Here is a 19870-nt window from a genome sequence, read left to right as displayed (position 1 = left end):
TGCCGCCGCCATCGCTCGCCCTTGCGGGCTAAGAGTATCGGGCAACGCCCACTTGGCCAGGTTGTTCGTGCCGGCGGGCTGCGTCTGGGCGGTCGCGGCGCCCTTTGCAACGGCCGCGACCATGGCAGCCATGACGGCCTTGTGGATCAGGTAGCGGATCTTCGAGGGCATCGCTTCAACTCCGGTCCAAGATGTCGGCGCGCGAACGCGGCCACGCGAGAACTACCGCCAGCGCCGCGAGCGCGGCCATGACGAGATAGGCGATCAGCGCGCCGCGCTGCCATAACAGGCCGGAACCCGCGGTCGTCGCCGCCAGTGCCAGGCCGAGCAGCACAGCGTTCAGTCCCTGCGCCGCCGCGCTCAAGGCGAGCGGCACGCGCTTCGCGATCACCAGCATTGCCCCTAGGATCGCGCCCGTCGCGGTGACGCCCTGAAAAAGTTGCACGACGATCAGGATCGCCGCGGGAGGATCGACCGCCATCACCGTCCACCGCAGAATTGAGACGCAGCCGGCCAACCAGATCAGCACGCCGGGATCCCTGCGTCCCAACAGCTTCGATCCGAACCAGAAGGCGACGATCTCCGCACTCACGGCGACGGCCTGCAGCACGCCGATGATGCCGGTCGATATGCCGTGCCCCGCCCATTGGATGGGGCCGAAGCTGGTCAACACGCCGTGGCTGGCCATCACCACCGATGCCGCGATGATCAGGCGCATTAGTGTCCGGTCGCCCACCACTTGTCGCCAGCTTCCCTGTGCGGCCCCGCCTGCATCGATTGCGGTCCGGTCAGAAGGAAGCGCCAGCGTCATCAATGCGGGCAGAATGAGCAGCCCGGCGACCAGCCACGGCAGGGCCGCGATTCCCGTTAGGCCGAATACCCACCCGGCGCCGGCGCTCGATACAACCGCGCCAATTGAACCCCACACACGGAGCCGTCCGAAGTCGAGTCCGACCCGCCGGACGGCCATAACCGCATAGGCGTCGGTGAGCACCGGGATCTGATCCCATGTGGTCGAGAAGGCGACGACGATCAGGATGCGCCCCAGATGGTTCGGCTGGCCAATCAGCAGCGTGATCAGCGCCGCCGAACCCAGCGCGGTGACCGCGATGGCGTTGCGCACCCGGCCAGTCCGCCCCGCCCAGGCCGAAAAAGGTGCCACCGTCACCAATCGCAGCATGAGGGGGATCGCCATCAACAGCCCGATCTCGCCGGGGGTCGCGCCCGTCGCGGAAAGCCACAAGGGAAGGAAGCCGAAGAAGCCGAAGTGGAGGTAAACCGCCAGATACAAACCGGAGATTCGCTGGGCGAGGCCAGAGTGCGGCATTGTCGCTGGCGCCACCTCTTCGGGAAGGATGTCCAACGGGGACGACAGGGTCATGATGTGTTCCTGCGAAGGTCGACCTGTGCGGTCAGCTCGTCTCTGAACCCAGGGTGGGCGATCGCAATCAGCGACTTTGCCCGATCTGCGAGCGACTTGCCGCGCAGGTCGGCGGCGCCGAATTCAGTGACGACGAAATGGACATCGTTGCGCGGCGTGGTGACCGGACCTGACAGTCGCGGCACGATCCGCGAGACCGTACCGGCCGCCGCGGTCGCGTGGCAGGCGATGATCGACTTGCCGCCTTGCGATGCACCGGCGCCGCGGACGAAGTCTAGCTGGCCACCGGCGGCGCTATACTGGCGCCCATGCATCCCTTCCGAATTGCATGCGCCGTCGAGGTCGACCTCCAGCGTCGCGTTCACCGAAACCATGTTCGGGTTGCGGGCGATCACCGCGACATCGTTGACGTAGTCGACGGGGTACGCCTCCAAGTCCGGATTGCCGTCGAGGAAGTCGTAGAACGGCCGGTCGCCCATGGCGAAGGTGAAGATCGTCCTGCCGCGATGATCGCGCTTGTGGCTGTTGTCGACGACGCCGGCCTGCCTCAGGGATGCAAGGCCGGGGGTCATCAGTTCTGAATGGATGCCGAGATGGCGATGCCGATGCAGCGCCGCGCAGACCGCCTCGGGCACCGCGCCGATTCCCATCTGCAGACAGGCGCCGTCGTCGATCAGGCCGGCGATGATAGCGCCGATCGCCTCGTCCTGCGGCCGGCGCGCGGCCGAGGGGATTTCCGGCAGCGGTTGGTCGTTTTCGACGATGGCGGTCACCGCCGACAGCGGGATGGTGCCGTGGCGGCCGGTGCGCGGCATGTGGCGATTGACCTCGACGATCACCCGCGCGCAGGACCGCGCCGCGCCATGCGCATAATCGACGTTGGTGCCGAGGCTGAAGTCGCCGTTCTCGTCGGGCGGCGCGACCTGCGTGATAAGCGTGTCGACGCCCACCTCCTGGCGCAGCATCCGCGGCACACGGCTGAACGCGACTGGGATCAGGTCGACGTCGGGGTCGCCGTTCGCCGCCGCCTCCATATCGATCGCGCGTTCGACCGCGCTGTGGAACAGGCTCATTGGCCGCAACCGGTGGCGCAGGCCGCGCTGCAGCACCGTCTTTCCCGCTAGCGACGTCGACAGCAGGTAATAGAGGCTTGCCCCGTCGATGCCGCCTGCCTCTGCCCGCATTGCCAGCGCATGCAGGATCGCGGGCGGCTGCGCGACACCCAACGCCATGCAGATACGGGCACCGTCGGGAATCAGCGCGACCGCCTGATCGGCGGGCATCAGCCGGTTCCGATAGGCGGCCGTCGCGCGGATCACCGCTCGGTCTCCGCACCGGCGCGGCTCATCCCCAACAGATCGATGAAGGTCGCGGTGACCCCGTTAGTCCAACCGAAACCGATCTGCGGCAGGTATTCGCCGCCACCGCCGCCCATTCGACGCTCGACATCGTATTTCTCGTGGATCCAGCCACTGCGCTGGAATTCGGCATCCACCGTACCCACCCAACGCGCGGCGATCGTATCGGCCAGGCGGCGGTAGCCGTACCGGCGCAACCCGGCAAAGGCGATCCACTGCAACGGCGCCCAGCCGTTTGGCCAATCCCATTGCTCGCCGCTGTCGATCAGCGTCGTGCGAAGGCCGCCGTCGGCGAGCAGCCCGGCGGTGGTGGCCTGCGCCACCTGCGCGGCCTGCGCCCGGCTCGCGACGCCGGTGAACAGCGGCATCAGCGTCGCGGCGGTGAGGTGCCGGCGCGGCTCAGCCGTCTCGAAGTCGACGTCGCAGAAATATCCCGCGTCGTGCCACAACCAGCGATGGATCGCCGTGCGGCGCCGCCGCGCGGCGCCGTCGAAGCGGCGGGCGATCGTATCCTCGCACAGCGCATCAGCCAGTGCCGCGATCGCGCGCTCCATGCCATACAGGCAGGCGTTGAGATCGACCGGCACGATCTCGGGCGTACGGATGCTCTCCAGCCTGTCGCCTTCAGCAAACCATCGCGACGAGAAGTCCCAGCCGCTCTCCGCGCCAGCGCGCAGCGCGCGATAGACATCGGCGTGCGGCCGTCCCGATCGATCCGCCGTGGTGACGTCCTCCAAATAGGATTCATCGCGAGGACTGGTGCGATCGTCCCAATAGCGGTTCAACACCGCGCCGTCCGGCATCCGCACGACCCGATGTGCGCTCTCCGCCGGGCCAAGCCCGGCCGCGCCGTTCATCCAGAACGCATGTTCGATCAACAGTGCCTCCAGCCGCCGACGCATCGGCCCCGGCCGCGCATCGGGTACCAGGCCCAGCATCGCGTAATAGAGCGGCGGCTGAGAGCGGCTGAGATAATAGCTGCGCGTCCCGTTTGGAATGCGGCCATAGGTCGCGAGCAGGTCGGCGAACGCCTCGACGGTGTTGGCGGCGACCTGTTCGAACCCGTCGCGGATCAGCCCCAGGATCGTGAAATAGCTGTCCCAATAATATAGCTCGGCGAAGCGGCCGCCCGGCACCGGATGCACGCCCGCGACGGGAAGCAGGGAGCAGCCCGCCGTCGGCGCCGCATTCTCGTGGCAGAGGTCGGGCCAGATCGATCGGAGATAAGCCCGCAGGTCGCGTTCGCCGTGCGCCGCATGCACCCGCGCGGAGGCCGGCAGCCGGAAGTTCTCGTCGACGAAGCCGCGTAGAGTGGCAACCCCCGGCGGCAGCGCGGCGAAGGCCTCGCGGATTTGGCACGGCGCGCGCAGCGGCACCGCGTCGACGAAGGTCTTGCCGTCCTCGAACAGACGCGCGAGCTGCACCTCCGACAGCAGCGGACCATAAAGGTCCGCGGGCGACGCGATGGCGGGCGCGGTGTGCATGACGGACGATACCTCCGCGAGAAGGACGGACACCCCCGCCTACCAGTGAAAGCGCAGCTGCGCCCCATAGGTCCGCGGCTCGCCGTAGGTGTAGGTCACCGTCCCGCCGCCGACGTTGTAGAGATCCTGCAATCCGGTCGCGAAGGTGTTGTTCGTCGCATTGGCCATGAACAGCGTCAGGTCGAGGTTGCTGCCACCGATCCCCTGCACGCCCGCCCGCACTGCCAGCGTGTCGTAGGCGGGCAGATAGGGCACGCGCGCAAGGTTGTTCTGCGCGGTCGAGAAGCGGCTCTGATAGGCCCAGTTCGCCGACAGCGCGAGCATGCCGGCGCTGCCCAGGTCGTGGCGGTAATTGGCGCCCAGCGTCACCTTATGCTTTGGGGTATAGGGGAACGCCGCGCCCGCGAGGATCGCGCCCGCCGAAGCATCGGTGACCTCGGTGTATTTCGCGTCGGTATAGGAATAGCTGCCGTTCAGTGCGAGGCCTTGGAGCGGCTCGATCCCCGCGGTGACCTCGACGCCTTGAATTCGCCCGCGCGCGGCGGTGCGCGTCACGTTGAGGATTGTACCTCCGATCGCCTCCTGCGTCGTGCGCTGGATGTTCGTGTAGATGCCACGATAAGCCGCGACGTTGAACCGCGTCGACACGCCGGCGATGCGCAGCTGGCTCTTCAGGCCAACCTCGACGTCCTCCAGCTTTTCGGGCGGAAAGGTGCGGAAGGGCGAATTACCCGGCACCGGCCCGTTGACGCCACCCGCCTTGTACGCGTCGCGCGCCGTCACATAGGCGTGGATGCCATCGGCAAAGGCATAATCGAGCGACGCGTTATAGCTCGTGTATTCGAACTTGCCCGAGCCGCTGGTAGCCGGCAGTACGAAGATCTGCGTATAGTTCGACGTCTCGTCCCAAGTATGCCGCAGGCCGCCGGTCAAGCTCAGCCCGCGCAACAACCCCGCCTTGCCGAGGTCGATCGTCGCCTGGCCGAACACCGCATGGCTGCGTGAGCGATTGTTGATGATCGCCGGCACTGGCCCAACCAGCGCCGTCAGCGGATATTGGATCACGAACAGGCCCTGGTCTCGGCGCAGACCCGATCGGTCGTAATAGCCGCCGACGCTGAAATTGACCGCGTCGCGCAACACGCGCCCCTGCAGCTGCAGTTCCTCGGTGAAGTACGTCGGCGCCTGCGTCGGCGCACCAGTCGCGCTGGTTTGGCCGCTAATCGACAGCGGCGTAGCGTCGTAATCGTAGGCGTAGCGGTAGGTCAGCTCGGAATAGCTCGCGATGTTCTTGAGCGTCAGCGTATCGCCCAGCGCAACGGTCGCATGGTTGATCACCTGCCAGTAGTCGGTCCGCGCAAACTCGTCGATATCGTAGGCGACGCGGCGCGAGCCCCAGGCCTGCTGATTGGCTAGCGCGCTCCCGAAGCCGGGTAGCAACAGCGCGGCCGGCGCCGCTGGCGCGCCAAGCGACGGATCGAGCTCCTGCAGCACCGTACCCGGCCCATTGTTTTCGGAATGATGGTAGCGCGCGACGGTGTAGAGCTCGACTCCGTCGATCGGCCTCAGCGTCAGGCTGGCGCGGATGCTCTGATAGGCGAGGTTGTCGTAGTCCTTACCGCGAAAGAACGGTCCGACATCCTTCGTGTAGCCGTCGCGGCGGCCGACCTCTCCGGCGACACGCAGCAGCACCTTGTCGTCGACGATCGGCAGGTTGACGGCGAACTCGGCCCGCACGTCGCGCAGGTTGCCATATTCGAGCTGAACGTAACCTTCCTGCCGGTTGATCGGCCGTGCCGGTTCGAACAGGATGTTGCCGCCGGTCGCGTTCTTGCCGAACAGCGTGCCCTGCGGCCCGGCAAGCACCTGCACGTTCGCGAGATCGTAGAAGGTGCCGACACGACCATCTATGCCGACGAGCGCTGGCACCTCGGCAAAATAGTTGATGACGCCCGGCACCGAGCCGAACGCCGGCCCCTGTCCGCGCAGTGCGAAGAACGCGAATTCGCCGGGATAGCCGCCAGTGATGCTGATCAGCGACGGAGTGAAATTGGCTAGATCAGTGCGGTTGACGATGCGCGCATCGGCGAGCTTTTCGGGCGTGAAGGCGGTGACGGATAGCGGCACGTCCTGCAGCCGCTCTTGCCGACGGCGTGCCGTAACCACGATGTCGCCAAGGCCCGTAGCGGGCGATACGGCCGCATCGGCGTCTGTCGGGGCCACGTCATCATTCGGCGCGGGTGACGCGGCACCTGCTGCCGGCACTCCGGCCTGTTGCGATACCTGCTGCGCAGCGGCGGGCACAGCCATCACCAATGCCACAGCGCTTGCGGTGCAATAGAACGGCGACCTCATCTGCTTCCTCCCCGAAATCGAACCGCGTTGCGCGCGGCCTTATGCAGCCTCATTCTTGCAAAATGGTATCGATGTCAATATGGCGATGTCAGACGTTTACGAGTGGCAAGACCGTTTTCGGCGATATGATGTCATCGATAGCAAAGGCATGATGCATGATCCCCCCTCCCGAATTAGCTGGTTGGGTCAGCCCGGCTGCCCGCATTCACTTCGATACGGTTGTCCGTCAGCCGACCGCGCTGCCGAAGGATATCGAGGGTCGCCGCCGTCACTATGACGCCATCAATTCTGCGCGGCTTGAAGAGGCACTCCGCTCCTATCCAGTGGAAGTCGTCGCCCGCACGATCGGCGGTGTGCCGGTGCATGACGTCGCGCCGGCGGGGGTGAGGTGTAAGGGTGTGCTGATCTGCCTGCACGGCGGCGCCTTCCTTTGGGGCGCCGGTGCCGGTGCGGTGCTAGAGGCGGTGCCGGTCGCGGCGACGACGGGCATGCGCGTTGTTGCGGTCGACTATCGCCTCGCACCCGAACATCGGTTTCCCGCGGCGGTCGACGACGCACTCGCTGTGTATGCCGCGTTGTTAGCGGAGGCGGACGAGCCGATCGGCATCTATGGTTGTTCGGCCGGCGCGTATCTGACCGCGCAACTCGTCGCGCGGCTCGCTGCCGAAGGACGGCCGGTGCCGCAGGCGATCGCGCTGCTGCATGGTTCGGGTGTCGATGTCGGCGGAGATACGCTGGCGCTGGCGGGGCAACTTAACGGGCTGCCCGGCGCCGCGGACATTCAGCGTATGCACGACCTGCCCTATTTCGACGGCAGCGATCCACATGATCCGCTCGTCTTCCCCGGCGACCATCCGACGATGCTCGCCGCTTTCCCGTCGACTTTGCTCATCACGGGCACCCGCGACTTTGCGGCGAGCAGCGTCGCAGTCATGCACCGGCGGTTACTCGCAGCCGATGTCGACGCACGGTTCGTCCTGTTCGACGGCCTGTGGCACGCGCATCACGTCGACACCCTGCTGCCCGAATCGCAGGAGGCCTTCGCCCTCATGGCTGCGCATTTCAGTGCGCACCTCTGCGAACGCTAGACGACCTGCGCCGTGCTCTCGCGGACGATCAGCTCGACCGGAAGGCGCTCGGGCGGAGAAAACGCATCGGGTTGCTCGATCAGCGCGAGCACCGTCTCGCCGAGCAGCCGCCCTGCCCGCGACCAGTCTTGACGGATCGAGGTCAGAGGCGGCCGGTTGTTGGCGGCGACGGCGATATCGTCGAAGCCCATGACCGCGACATCGTCGGGTACGCGGCGTCCCTCCTCCAGCAGCGCGTCGCAGGCGCCCGCCGCGATGAAGTCGCTGGCGGCGATGATGCCGTCGAAGGCGACACCCTCCGAAAGCAGGCGACGCACGGCCGCCGCGCCTTCGAGCCGTGAGAAATCGCAGGGTACGATTGCGGCGATCATCGCTGGCGTCGTGGCGACGATATCGCGCACGCCCTCCAGCCGCGCAGCGACCTCGGGATGATCGCCGTTCCCTAGAAACACTAGCTGCCGGCGCCCAGTGTCGATCAAGTGTTGCGCGCTCAACCGACCTCCCAACCGGTTGTCGCTGCCGATCACGATCAGGTCGCTGTTCGGCAGGCGCTCGCCCCAGGCGACAATCGGCAATCCTTGCGCGGCGACAGTCCGTGCGCGCTGGCCACCAGCCCCCTGCCCCACCATCACGATCCCGTCAGCGTCGACCACCTGGCTGTCCAGAAAATGGTCGCTGGACGTCACGAGCATCGCTTGGCCGGCGGGGGTCAGCGTTTCTAGTAGTCCGCCAATGATCGCCAGAATAAGCGGGTCGGAGATCGGCCGGTCGCCCGCCACCAGACGCTCGATCACCAGCGCGATCGTCCGGCTACGCCGCGTCCGCAACGCCCGGGCCGCGACGTTCATACGATAGCCCGCCTCGCGCGCGATCCCGGCGATCCGCTCGCGCAGCTCGGGGCGGACCAGTTCACTGCCGCCCAGCGCGCGTGACACGGTTATCTTCGACACGCCGGCCAGCTCGGCGATCGTCGCCATCGTCGGCCGCGGGGCCGAGCCCGGCTTTGAGGGGATTGTGGTAGTCACAGCGTTTGGAAGTATCGCGCGATGCGATCGCCGAGCAAGTGGAACGATGCCGCAATTTCCGGCAGGGTCGCGGGCAAGAACATGAATCCATGCGGCAAGTCCGGCAGGCGCTGCACACCGACATCGCAGCCCGCGCGCGCCAATGCCAAAGCGTAATGTTCGCCGTCGTCGCGTAGCGGATCGTTGGCGACGGTGATGACGACTGCGGGGGCGAGGCCCGCGTGGTCAGTGGCGCGCAGCGGCGACAGCCGCGGGTCGTCGAGCGACGCCCTTCCGGCATAGGCAGCAACACATTCGCCCAGGAACGACCGGCTCATCCCAGGCACAGTGTCGATACTCGGCTGCTCCAAGCGCAGGTCCGTGGGCGGGTGTACGAGGAACTGGAACAGCGGCTGGTCTGCGCCTCCGTCGCGCAGGACGAACGTCACCGCCGCCGCCAGGTTCGCGCCCGCGCTCTCTCCCCCGATCGCGACGCAGCGCGGATCAAAACCGAGCACCTTCGCCTGGGCCCGCGTCCAGCGCCATGCCGTCATCACATCGTCCAGTGCGGCTGGGAACGGATGCTCGGGCGCCAAGCGATAGCCGACAGCGAGGATTGCGCAGTCCGCCGCCACGCAAAGTTGCCGGCAGCATGCGTCATGCGTATCCAGATCACCAAGGACCCAACCGCCGCCGTGCAGAAACACCAGAAGCGGACGATCTGCCACTGCCGCGCCAATCGGCCGATAGATCCGCAGCGGCACGGCATCCGCCTGATGACTTTCGACCACCACCTCGGCCGCAGGACGTATGCGGCCCTGCGCCGCCATTGCTTCGCGTAGTGCTGGCAGATCCCTCATCGTGGGTTCGGCTTCGGCCATGCCCCATCCCCTCCATTGTGCAGATTGACATCGATACCATAAACTATGACGTTGAGTAGCCCGAACCGATAGAGCAGGACATTTCATGGCCGACGCCTTCCCGCAGCCCCCTCTTGCGCCAACGGTCAGTTCAGCTGCTCAGGCCGCACTCGCTCCGCTACTCGCAATGATTGCGCAACCGCAGCCGGAAATGAGCCTAATGCAACAGCGTGCCTTCGCGGACGCGATGATGAGTGCCGTTGTGCAGGCGAGGGCTGGCCGCCACGCCGTCACGGTCGGACCGGACGTGCTTGGTGGCGTGCCGATCCATATGGTCACTCCGGACGGGATGACACCAGATCCGGCAGGCCTCTTGCTCCTAAACTTCCATGGCGGCGGTTTTACGTTGAATTCGGGCTCGATCGTCGAGTCTATTCCCATTGCCGACCTCACGGGCATTCCAGTGGCGTCGGTGTTGTACCGGCTCGCGCCCGAGGCGCCTTATCCCGCCGCAGTGGACGATGCCCTAGCCGCCTATCGCGCCGCGATCGTGACGCGCAGGCCTGACCAAGTCGCCATTTTCGGCACGTCGGCCGGCGCAGTGTTGTGCGGGCAGTTGCTCGCGCGACTGAAGAGCGAAGGGCTGCCACTGCCAGCAGGCGCAGGCATATTCTCCGGGTCTGGCGACATGGCACTTTCGGGCGATATCGAGGGATATTTGCCCCCGCTGCTTCCGAACAAGGCGTTGACCGAGGTCGTGGCGCCGTACGTCGGGTCGGCCGACCGACATGATCCCCTGATGTCGCCTATCTATGGACCCTTGGATGGGTTGCCGCCGACGTTGTTGATGTCGAGCACGCGCGACGTGCTTCTCAGCCAGACGGTGCGCTTTCATCTAGCCCTGCGCGCAGCAGGCAATAAGGCCGATCTGTTCGTCTACGAGGGTATGCCGCATGCTTTCTGGGCTTTTGCGGATTGCCCAGAAACGGAGGCAGCGTTCGCCGAACAAGCGAGATTTCTCAAAGCTTGTTTATCGGTTTAAACCGACTGACCCACGAGCAGACATTCACGCTCCTTTCCCGCTCCTCGATTTCGGACATTCATTCATCTTCAAACGATGCTCAGTTTTCGACGCCGGCTTTCTAGCGCATTTGAGATCGGAACACGTCAGGGTCGATGCCGTAGCGCGTCATTTTGTAGTAGAGCGTCTTTCGCGGGATCTTCAGGACGTCCATCGCCCGCGTGACGCTGCCGCGGGTCGCCCGGAGTGCATCCGTGATGACGGTAATCTCAAACTCAGCGACCCGGCTGGCGAGGTCTTGCTCATCCGTGAGACTACTCGCCGCTCCTTGGAATGCCAACACGCGTTCAAAGGCATAGTTGCGGAGTTCGCGGACGTTCCCCGGCCACTGGTGCATGAGCAGGCGGCTGCGCTCGAGGTCCGTCATGGTGTATTGCGGGCGCGCAAACTGCACGCGCGCCTGCTCCGCGAAGAAGGCGAACAGGAGGAGGCGATCCTGCTCGCGTTCACGGACGGCGGGTAGGCGTAGCCGGGTCACGGCGAGGCGATGGTAGAGATCCTCCCGGAAACGGCCCTCGGCGGCCGCCTCGGCTAGATCTATCCTGCTGGTGGCCACAACCCGCAGGTTCACGGCATCGGCCCGTTCCGCTCCTATTGGTTGGACCTCGCGCTCCTCGATGACCCTGAGAAGGGCGGTCTGAACGGCAGGCGCCAGAGTGTCGATGTCGTCGAGCAGCAGGGTTCCGCCGTTCGCAGTGGCGATCTGGCCAACCCGTGAGGCCCGCGTGTGTGGCATCGTGTTGGCTGCGTGCCCAAACAGTTCGATCGCGGCGGTGTCGGGCGGAAGAATCGAGCAGTTCACGGCGACGAAGGGGCGGGTGCGTCGTGGGCCGTACCGGTGCAGCATAAGGGCGGCGAGCTCCTTGCCGGTGCCGCTCTCGCCTTCGATCAGGACATCGACGTCCGCATGCGCGAGCTGCCGGATCGTGTCCTTCACCTCAATCATCGCCTCGCATTGTCCGATCATGGGGCTATCGCCCTCGCTAGACTCGATCGTGGCCTTCAGCCGCCGGTTCTCGATGAGCAGGCCACGCCGCTCCAGCGCACGGTTGATGGCTGAGATCAGGTGGTCTGTGGAGAAAGGCTTCGTCAGGAAGTCGAAGGCTCCGTCGTGAAGGGCGGACACGGCCATCGGTACGTCACCGTGTCCCGTCACGAGGATGACGGGCAGATCCTCATCGATGGCGCGGACCTCCTTGAGGAGCTGCAGGCCATCCATCCGCGGCATGCGGATGTCGGATACGACCACACCGTCCAGCCGCGCGGATATCACCGCCAAGGCGGGTTCCGCCCCGGCGAACGATCTGACCGAGAAGCCGGCGAGTTCGAGCGCCTGCGTGGTGGCTCTGCGGAGGGGTTCGTCGTCCTCGACGAACAGCACGGTCTGGCCGATGGGCGATGTCATCATGCTCTTCCCAATGTCAGGGTGAACGCGGCGCCTCTGGCTCGCCCTGGAACGAGCACGAGGTCGCCACCGAGTTCGCGGACGATGTCCCTCGCAATCGCCAGTCCAAGTCCGAGACCGTCCGGCTTGGCGGAGGCGAACGGCGTAAAGAGAGTGTCGTCGAGGGCGGGATCGATGCCGGATCCATTGTCGGCCACGCTGAGGCGGACGCGGTTCGATCCGGCATCCTCCACCTCGATGACGATGATGGGATCGGCCTCGGCCGCCACGGCATCAAGCGCATTCTGGACGAGGTTCACGAGCACCTGTTCGAGACGGATGCGGTCGGCGGCCACATGCCATCCACGCTGCTCGCCTGTGAGCCTTGCATCGACGATGCCCCGTGCGCGTTCGCCGACGAGGAGCAGCGTGCCGTCGACGACGGCACCGAGTGAGGTTGTCCCGCTGACCGGAGTGCGGCGCCGCGCGAAGGCGCGCAGCTCTCCCGTGATCGTCCCGATCCTCTCCGTCAGTCCGACGATCGACTGCAGGTTCTCCCTCGCGGCATCCGACGCATTGCGGTCGAGCAGCTTGGTTCCGCTCTCCGCGAACATGCGTATCGTCGCGAGCGGCTGGTTGATCTCATGTGCGACGCCGGCGGTGATCTGTCCCAATGAGCCGAGACGGTTCGCCTGCGCCAGTTCCTCCCGAGCCGAACGGTATCTCCGGTCCGCCTCCTCACGCTCCTTCGATTCCACGATCAGGCGCGCATTCGCATCGCGCAGCTCGGCGGTGCGCCGCACGACCTCCTCCTCCAGCCGCTCCCTCGCCTCCTTGGCGAAGCGGCGCCGTTCCGCCATCCGGATTGCCAAACCGCCCACGATGCCCGCGATGATGAGTGCGACCATCGCCCAGATGAGGGCGACCGACCGGGCCGCGGCGAGTGCTGGAGCCAGCGGTGCGAAGTGGATCAGCCGACCCTCCGCGAGCGGCGCGCCGATTGCAGCGACCCGGAACTCGGGCGGATCCGTACCCGTCACGAGCGTGGCGTTGCGCCCGTCGATGGTCACCGGCGCGCTCGATGAGCTGGTGAGGCGGTACTGGCGCGTGCGGCGCACGTCCTCCAAGGCATTCTCGTCGAGACGTCGCGTAGGCCTGAACCGCCACTGCGGTACGCTGGTGATGAGTATAACCCCCCGCTGGTCGGTCACGATCGTCGAGCCAGGTGCGCGGGCCCATATCGCCTCGAGCCGGTCGAACTCGACCTTGACCACGATCACGCCGAGAGCGCGCGAGCCGTCGTCGATGCGCCGGGCCAGATAGAGCCCCGGTCGCCCACTAACGGTGCCGAGAGCGAACAGCTCGGCACCGCCGTGCCTCATCGCGTTGCGGAAGTAGGGACGGAAGCCGTAGTCCTGGCCGACGAAGGTGGTTGGAAGGCGCCAGTTGCTCGCAGAGACCGAACGGCCGTCCGCTGCGATGGCGTAGATCGCGGCGGCGTCCGTCCGGTCGGCGAGAAGCTCCAGGGTCCGATCAAGCCGGCCGGCCGCGTTTCGATCGTCGTTTCGCAAGGCCGCCGAGACGTCCGGGTACTCGGCAAGCACGAGCGGCAGCAGCCTGAACTTCTGCAGCTCGCTGGTGAGAAGGCCGAGATGCGTCCGCGCGAGCGACGCAGCCGCGCGGTCCGCGACCGTGTCCGCACGGGTATGCGACCATCGGCTGCCGACCGCCGTCGCGGTGGCCGCGAGGCATCCCAGAGCGAGCATGAGCGACGCCGGACGGGCGATTCTCATTTGGGCAGAATGTTGCACACTTTTGCGCCTCCGTTGCCCTGCATTTCACGCCCAGAGCAGTGCCGCATCGTCGCTCTCCAAAGATTATCGTTAGTTTCTAGCTATTTACGGGGAGAGATTAGATGTTTGGCACCCCTCGTTCCCGCTCCTAGCATGCACGACGCAGCCTCGTTCACAAGGGGCGCGAAAGGGAGGATATGAAGGTCGCAACCCAGAATCCGGGTATCCATGCGAGCCGCGGCGGTGCGCCGAGGCGATGGTATCAGCATCTCTACGCGCAGGTTCTGCTCGCCATCGTTCTGGGGGCGGTTGTCGGACATTTCTGGCCTGCGACCGGCGAAGCGCTGAAGCCGCTCGGCGACGGTTTCATTAAGCTGGTCAAGATGGTCATCGCACCGGTCATCTTCCTCACCCTGGTGAGTGGGATCGCGGGGCTTCGTGAGCTCCGCACGGTCGGGCGGGTCGCTGCCAAGGCGTTCGGTTACTTCCTGTTCTTCTCCACGCTGGCGCTCATCATCGGTCTCGTCGTCGGAAACGTGGTGCAGCCGGGCGCGGGCATGAACGTCGATCCTGCGACGCTCGATGCGGGCGCGGTCGCCGACTATGCGAGCAAGGCGCACGAGACGACGATAACCGGCTTCCTCATGGCCGTCATTCCTGACACGCTCGTGTCGGCCCTGACTGCCGGATCCATCCTTCAGACGTTGTTCGTCGCGATCCTGTTCGGCGTGGCCCTGAGCCTCGTCGGGGAGCCGGCCGAGCCGATCCTCGACGTCATCGAGCGGCTCAACCTGGTGGTGTTCAGGATTGTGGGCCTGCTCATGCGGGCCGCACCAGTCGGCGCGTTCGGGGCGATCGCCTTCACCGTCGGCAAGTATGGAGCGGGAAGCCTGGTCAACCTCGGGGGGCTGGTAGCCACCTTCTACCTGACGTCGTTGATCTTCGTTCTCGGCGTTCTCGGCGTGGTGGCGCGCCTCCATGGCTTCTCGGTCATCCGCCTCATCGTCTATCTCAAGGCCGAACTGCTTCTCGTGCTGGGAACCTCCTCGTCGGAGGCAGCGCTGCCGAACCTGATCGGCAAGCTCGAGGCGGCCGGCTGCGAACGCGGCGTCGTCGGATTGGTGGTGCCGACCGGCTATTCGTTCAATCTGGACGGCACCAACATCTACATGACGCTGGCGGCGCTGTTCATAGCGCAGGCATGCGGCGTTGACCTGTCGATCGGCGATCAGCTGCTGCTGGTCGGGGTGGCCATGCTTTCGTCGAAGGGGGCTGCCGGCGTGACCGGAGCCGGTTTCATCACGCTCGCCGCCACATTGTCCATCGTTCCCTCGGTTCCAGTCGCCGGGATGGCGCTGATCCTGGGTGTGGACCGCTTCATGAGCGAATGCCGCAGCCTCACCAACTTCGTGGGCAACGCGGTCGCGGCGATCGTCGTGGCACGCTGGGAGGGCAAGCTCGACCTCCCGCTGCTCAACGCAACCCTCAACGAGCGGGGACCGGTGGCCATGGCTGCCGGATCCGCGCCGATAACCACAGTACAGGGAGAGTGAAATGATCAAGGGATGCACCAGGCACGTCCTGCGCGCCGGCACCGCTGCAATGGCGATCATCGTCGCGACGTCCGCGCACGCGCAGCAGTCTTCGCCGTCGCCGGCGCAGGCCACTCCGGCCGCACCGCAGCAGCAGCCGCTCGCCGATGCGGTGCCGGGAATGGAGAACGCGACGCCGCAGGATGACACGACGTCGGGCACCGCCGAACGGGCGCCGCAGGCCGATGCCGACATCGTCGTCGTCGGTTCTCAGATCAAGGGTGCGAGCGCTACCGCCGCCCTCCCCGTGTCGGTGATCGACTCCGCGCAGATCGACGCCACCGGGGCGGTTTCCGGCGACGAACTCTTCCGAAGCATTCCACAGGCTGGAGACGTCACCTTCAACGAGGCGAACAACGCGCAGACCAGCAACGCGGCCCGCGGTGACGTGAACTCCATCAACCTGCGCAATCTCGGCGTCGGCAACACCCTCGTTCTCCTGAACGGTCGCCGACTGGTGCAGCATCCGACGAGCCAGGCGGGCGACGGCAACGTTCCCGTCCTTGGATACAATGCCAACTCGCTGCCCGTTGCCGGTATCGAGCGCCTGGAGATCCTGCGCGATGGTGCAGCGGCCATCTACGGCACGGACGCTGTCGCAGGCGTGGTCAACACCGTCACCAAGACGAACTTCGACGGCGCCTCGCTGGATTACCGCTTCGGGTTCGCCGAAGGTACGAACCGCAAGGAGCTGCAGCTGACCGGCACCGCCGGCCATGACTTCGCGGAGGGCCGCGGCAACGTGTCCGTCTTCCTAGACTACACGCGTCGCACTGCGCAGCGCTCGTCCGATCAGCCGTATACCGCAACGGACAATCTGCTGTCGTACTTCGCCGACAATCCGGCGTTCTCCAGCAGCCTCTCGCCCGACGGGCGCGCGACCCAGTCTCCTTGGGCGAACTTGGCGGTGGTGGGTGGTCCAGGCACGATCCGACGCGGGACCACCGCGCTCACCTCGTCGGCCGGTGCCTTCCATACGCAGTCGGCTTCCAATCCAGGCTGCGTCGTCACGATCAATCAGGATGTTTGCTACGGAACAGGCACGCGGGCGACCGCGACGACGCTGCGCAACGAGCGCTATGACACGCGTACGGGTACGACCGTCACGCCGTCTTTCAACCGGTACAACACCTTCCTGACCGGCCATTATGACGTTTCCGATCGCCTGACCCTGTATACCGAACTCGGCTACTACCGCGCCGAGACCCAACGGCTGCAGCCCGCCACGATCAACCTCAACTCCATCGTCATCCCGTCCACGAACTACTGGAGCCCGTTCGGGCCGACGCGCTTCGCGGATGGATCGCTTAACCCGAACCGTATCCCCGGCCTCACCAACGTGCCCGCAGCCGGTCTGCCCGTTCGACTATCGACCTACCGCTTCGTCGACGCCGGACTGCAGAGAGTTGACGTCACCAACACGCAGGCGAGGTTCCTCGGCGGCGTGAAGGGCAAGATCGGCAGCTTCGACTTCGACTCCGCCATCCTGTATTCGGTGGCGGAGGCGACGGACACGTCCGATGCGATCAACATGACGGCGCTGCAGCGCAGTCTCGCACTCTCCACTCCGGACGCCTACAATCCCTTTTCGGGCGGATGCTCGGTGACGCCGTCGATCGGCGACTGTTCACCGGCAAGCCAATCCACCATCGATGCTATCCGCTTCCGACTGAAGCGGAAGGACCGCACGACGCTAACGCTCGGCGACTTTAAACTCAGCAACGCCAACCTCATCGCGCTTCCGGCAGGTGGTCTCGGAATAGCTCTGGGCGTCGAGGCTCGTCATGAGTCGCAGGAGGATATCCGCGATCCCAATCTAAACGGCAGCATCACGTTCACCGATGCGGTCGCCGGTGAAAGGAACCTTTCCAACGTCGCAGCAGTCAGCCCAACGCCCAGCACCAAGGGCAGTCGCGACGTGTTCTCTGCGTTCGGGGAGCTTGCCGTCCCCGTCGTGTCGCCGGAGATGGGCATTCCGCTTATCCGACGCATCGATGTGCAGCTGGCCGGCAGGTACGAGCATTACAGCGACTTCGGATCGGTGGCGAAGCCGAAGATCGCGGCCGCATGGGATTTGGTGGACGGTCTCAGGCTGCGAGGCAGCTACTCCAAAGGCTTCCGCGCACCCAACCTGGAGCAGGTCAACACCGTCCAGTATTCCCGTCTCGGCTCGAACACCGACTACTACCGGTGCGAGGCCGATCTGCGCGCCGGTCGCATCGCGACGTACTCGGCTTGCGCGAGAGGGATCAGCTACTCGATCTTCGTCAGCGGTAATCGTGACCTGAAGCCGGAGAACAGCACCAACTACACGTTGGGTACGGTGCTCGAACCCAAGTTCCTTCCGCGCAAGTACGGCAAGCTGACGCTCACCGCCGACTTCTGGTCGATCAAGCAGGTCGGCATCGTCGGCCAGTTCGGGCCACAGAACGCGCTGGTGCTGGACTATCTCCTGCGCCTTCAGGGTTCGAGCAACCCCAACGTTGTGCGTGCAGCTGCGACGGCCGACGACACCCCGCTGTTCACCGGAACGGGCCTTGCCCCGGTGGGCGCTGTCACTCAGATCAACGACCAATTCACGAACCTGCTGCCCCAGACGGTTCAGGGCGTCGATCTTGCTCTCATCTACAACGTGCGTACGGCTATCGGTAAGTTCGACCTCAACATCAACGGCGCGCGCCTCACCAAGTTCAGCCGCGAGACGCCTCCGGGCGTACAGGCGCTGTTCGACGCGCGTGCGGCCGGTCAGATCAACGCTGCGACGCCGCTCACCGACGCGACCAACCTGATCAAGGACCGCGGACGGCCGAAATGGCGCGTCACCGGATCACTGACGTGGTCGCTGTCGCAGGTGCAGGTCGGCGCGTTCGCCAACTACATCGGCGACGTGAATGACACCAACTTCCTCGATACCAACGGCAATCCGTTCGTGGTCAAGGGAACGACGACCTTCAACCTCTATGCGCAGTACCGGGTGAAGGGTGGTGCCATGGACGACACCCGCTTCCGGATCGGCGCAAGGAACATCTTCGACAAGCAGCCGCCGATCACCGCCGATGGATATCTCGGGTCGCTCTACGTTCCATACGGGCGCTATTGGTATCTGAGCGTCGGCAAGCGCTTCTGAGGACGAGAACAATGCCCAAGTCACATGTGATCCTCCCGCTCCTCCTGCTGGCCGCCGCTCCGGCTGCTGCGCAGGAGGGGGCGCCGCCCGTCTCTCCCGCCGGTCGGCCGGCGGTCGCGGGGACCCCGCCGCCGACCTCCGCAGAAACGGCGCGGCAGATCCCGCCGCCCTCGACGCAGCCGGTGCGCACGATCCTGTTCGTGGGCAACAGCTTCACGCAGGGCGCGCATTCCGGCGTGCGCAACTGGCACCCGGAGTACGTCACCGACCTCAATGGTGCAGGCTATGGCGGCGTCCCGTCGCTCTTTGCCACCCTGGCGAGACAGAAGGGCCTCAACTACGCCGTCAGCCTCGAGACGCAGGGGGGCAAGACGCTGGGGTTCCACTATTCGCAGAGGCGCCAGCTCTTCGATCGGGCGTGGGACGTCGTTGTCCTTCAGGAGCTGAGCACGCTCAATCGCGAGCAGCCCGGCGACCCGACCAACTACGTTCGCGACGTCGGTAGGCTGACGGAGCTGTTCAGGTCGCGCAATCCCGGCGTCCAGGTCCATCTCATGTCGACGTGGACGCGGGCCGACGAGACGTATCTGTCCAAGGGACACTGGTACGGAAAGCCGGTGACCGCGATGGCTGCCGACCTGCGCGCCGCATCGGAAACCGCCAAGGCGCGGACGCCGGGGGTCACGGGCGTCCTACCGGTCGGGGAAGCGTGGAGCCGAGCGATGACAACCGGCGTGGCGGATCCGAACCCGTACGACGGCCGCGCCTTCGGGCAGATGGATCTATGGACGTACGACCACTACCACGCGAGCGTTCACGGCTACTATCTGGAGGCACTGGTGGTCTTCGGGCGCATTACCGGCATCGATCCGACGTCTTTTGGCAAGGACGAAGCCGCCGCGGACAGCATCGGCATCTCGCCTGAAGAAGCAGTGCAGCTTCAGAAAGTTGCCTCCGATCAATTAGCAAGGGAACCAGTCTAGGCTCAGCGGCGGTGATCGAATGCGTAGTAAATTGGTCGACACGATTGCGTCCCGGACGCATACACCACTTCACCGACCGCAAATTCGACACGGTATTTAGACGTCGGGTCGCCGCGCGAAACGGTTTCGTTTAGGACCATCTCGCGGGCGATCTCCGCTGGTGCCGCGGCAGCTGCGCTCAAGCGCGCATGAAACGATTGCCGCGCCCCCGTCGTGATGAAAGTATCGTAGCGAGCTTCGGAGCTTGTTGCCGCCACCGCCAATGCTCATCAGGTCGTCGCGTTTGACATAGGTCGCGCGTGGCCATCAGTGGCGCGCGCCCGCTCAAAGGGCCTAAGCGATGGATTGGCCTCGGCTGACCGATCATCGCGAACTAAGGT

The 19870-nt window shown here is 65.4% G+C and carries 13 protein-coding genes; 5 read left to right on the top strand and 8 right to left on the bottom strand.

Annotated features, from left to right (window positions below):
- Window positions 1–175: 175 nt before the first annotated feature.
- The 4 genes from NF699_02880 to NF699_02865 are packed head-to-tail and all read right to left on the bottom strand — an operon-like array spanning window position 176 to window position 6578.
- Window positions 176–1381 carry an MFS transporter gene (locus NF699_02880; GenBank protein ID USU05663.1) on the bottom strand — a complete coding sequence of 402 codons (1206 nt, stop codon included), beginning with the start codon at window positions 1379–1381 and terminating at the stop codon, window positions 176–178.
- The gene (locus tag NF699_02875; GenBank protein USU05662.1) at window positions 1378–2700 is read right to left on the bottom strand and encodes a 4-hydroxybutyrate--acetyl-CoA CoA transferase; all 1323 of its coding nucleotides are present in this window, start codon (window positions 2698–2700) and stop codon (window positions 1378–1380) included. Before NF699_02875 ends, NF699_02880 begins: the two co-directional genes overlap by 4 nt.
- Window positions 2697–4223, bottom strand: coding sequence for a trehalase (locus NF699_02870; GenBank protein ID USU05661.1), 1527 nt, complete (start codon window positions 4221–4223; stop codon window positions 2697–2699). Before NF699_02870 ends, NF699_02875 begins: the two co-directional genes overlap by 4 nt.
- A 39-nt stretch (window positions 4224–4262) precedes the next feature.
- Window positions 4263–6578, bottom strand: a complete 2316-nt coding sequence (locus NF699_02865) for a TonB-dependent receptor plug domain-containing protein (GenBank protein ID USU05660.1) — start codon at window positions 6576–6578, stop codon at window positions 4263–4265.
- Between the two features lie 155 nt (window positions 6579–6733).
- On the opposite strand from NF699_02865, the gene NF699_02860 reads away from it, so the two are divergent.
- Entirely contained in the window at window positions 6734–7666 is a 933-nt protein-coding gene (locus NF699_02860) for an alpha/beta hydrolase (GenBank protein USU05659.1), read from the top strand.
- Here NF699_02860 and NF699_02855 read toward each other — a convergent pair.
- Together NF699_02855 and NF699_02850 are read right to left on the bottom strand one after the other, a co-directional pair.
- Entirely contained in the window at window positions 7663–8691 is a 1029-nt protein-coding gene (locus NF699_02855; protein ID USU05658.1) for a substrate-binding domain-containing protein, read from the bottom strand. The two genes, NF699_02860 and NF699_02855, sit on opposite strands and share 4 nt — an antisense overlap.
- Window positions 8688–9551 carry an alpha/beta hydrolase gene (locus NF699_02850; GenBank protein USU05657.1) on the bottom strand — a complete coding sequence of 288 codons (864 nt, stop codon included), beginning with the start codon at window positions 9549–9551 and terminating at the stop codon, window positions 8688–8690. The genes NF699_02855 and NF699_02850 overlap by 4 nt, the downstream gene beginning before the upstream one ends.
- Before the next feature lie 85 nt (window positions 9552–9636).
- Between NF699_02850 and NF699_02845 the strand changes: the two genes are divergently transcribed.
- A complete protein-coding gene (locus NF699_02845; GenBank protein USU05656.1) occupies window positions 9637–10572 on the top strand; it encodes an alpha/beta hydrolase in 936 nt (311 codons plus the stop codon).
- Between the two features lie 100 nt (window positions 10573–10672).
- On the opposite strand, the gene NF699_02840 is transcribed toward NF699_02845, so the two are convergent.
- Entirely contained in the window at window positions 10673–12016 is a 1344-nt protein-coding gene (locus NF699_02840; GenBank protein USU05655.1) for a sigma-54 dependent transcriptional regulator, read from the bottom strand.
- Window positions 12016–13788, bottom strand: coding sequence for an ATP-binding protein (locus NF699_02835; GenBank protein USU05654.1), 1773 nt, complete (start codon window positions 13786–13788; stop codon window positions 12016–12018). Before NF699_02835 ends, NF699_02840 begins: the two co-directional genes overlap by 1 nt.
- 197 nt (window positions 13789–13985) lie before the next feature.
- Here NF699_02835 and NF699_02830 point away from each other — a divergent pair, with 197 nt between their 5' ends.
- Genes NF699_02830 through NF699_02820 form a run of 3 tightly spaced genes read left to right on the top strand, consistent with a single transcriptional unit; the run spans window position 13986 to window position 19490 of the window.
- Window positions 13986–15341: a dicarboxylate/amino acid:cation symporter gene (locus NF699_02830; GenBank protein ID USU05653.1), complete on the top strand. Its 1356-nt coding sequence runs from the start codon at window positions 13986–13988 to the stop codon at window positions 15339–15341.
- 1 nt (window position 15342) lies between these two features.
- The gene (locus NF699_02825) at window positions 15343–18507 is read left to right on the top strand and encodes a TonB-dependent receptor (GenBank protein ID USU05652.1); all 3165 of its coding nucleotides are present in this window, start codon (window positions 15343–15345) and stop codon (window positions 18505–18507) included.
- A gap of 11 nt (window positions 18508–18518) precedes the next feature.
- Complete coding sequence (locus NF699_02820; protein ID USU05651.1) at window positions 18519–19490, top strand: SGNH/GDSL hydrolase family protein; 972 nt, start codon at window positions 18519–18521, stop codon at window positions 19488–19490.
- Window positions 19491–19870 lie beyond the last annotated feature (380 nt).

Source organism: Sphingomonadaceae bacterium OTU29LAMAA1, assembly GCA_024072375.1.
In the GTDB taxonomy this organism is placed as follows: Bacteria; Pseudomonadota; Alphaproteobacteria; order Sphingomonadales; family Sphingomonadaceae; genus Sphingomonas.
The sequence above is the reverse complement of the archived record's forward strand: the minus strand, read 5'-3'. Positions and strand labels throughout refer to the sequence as shown.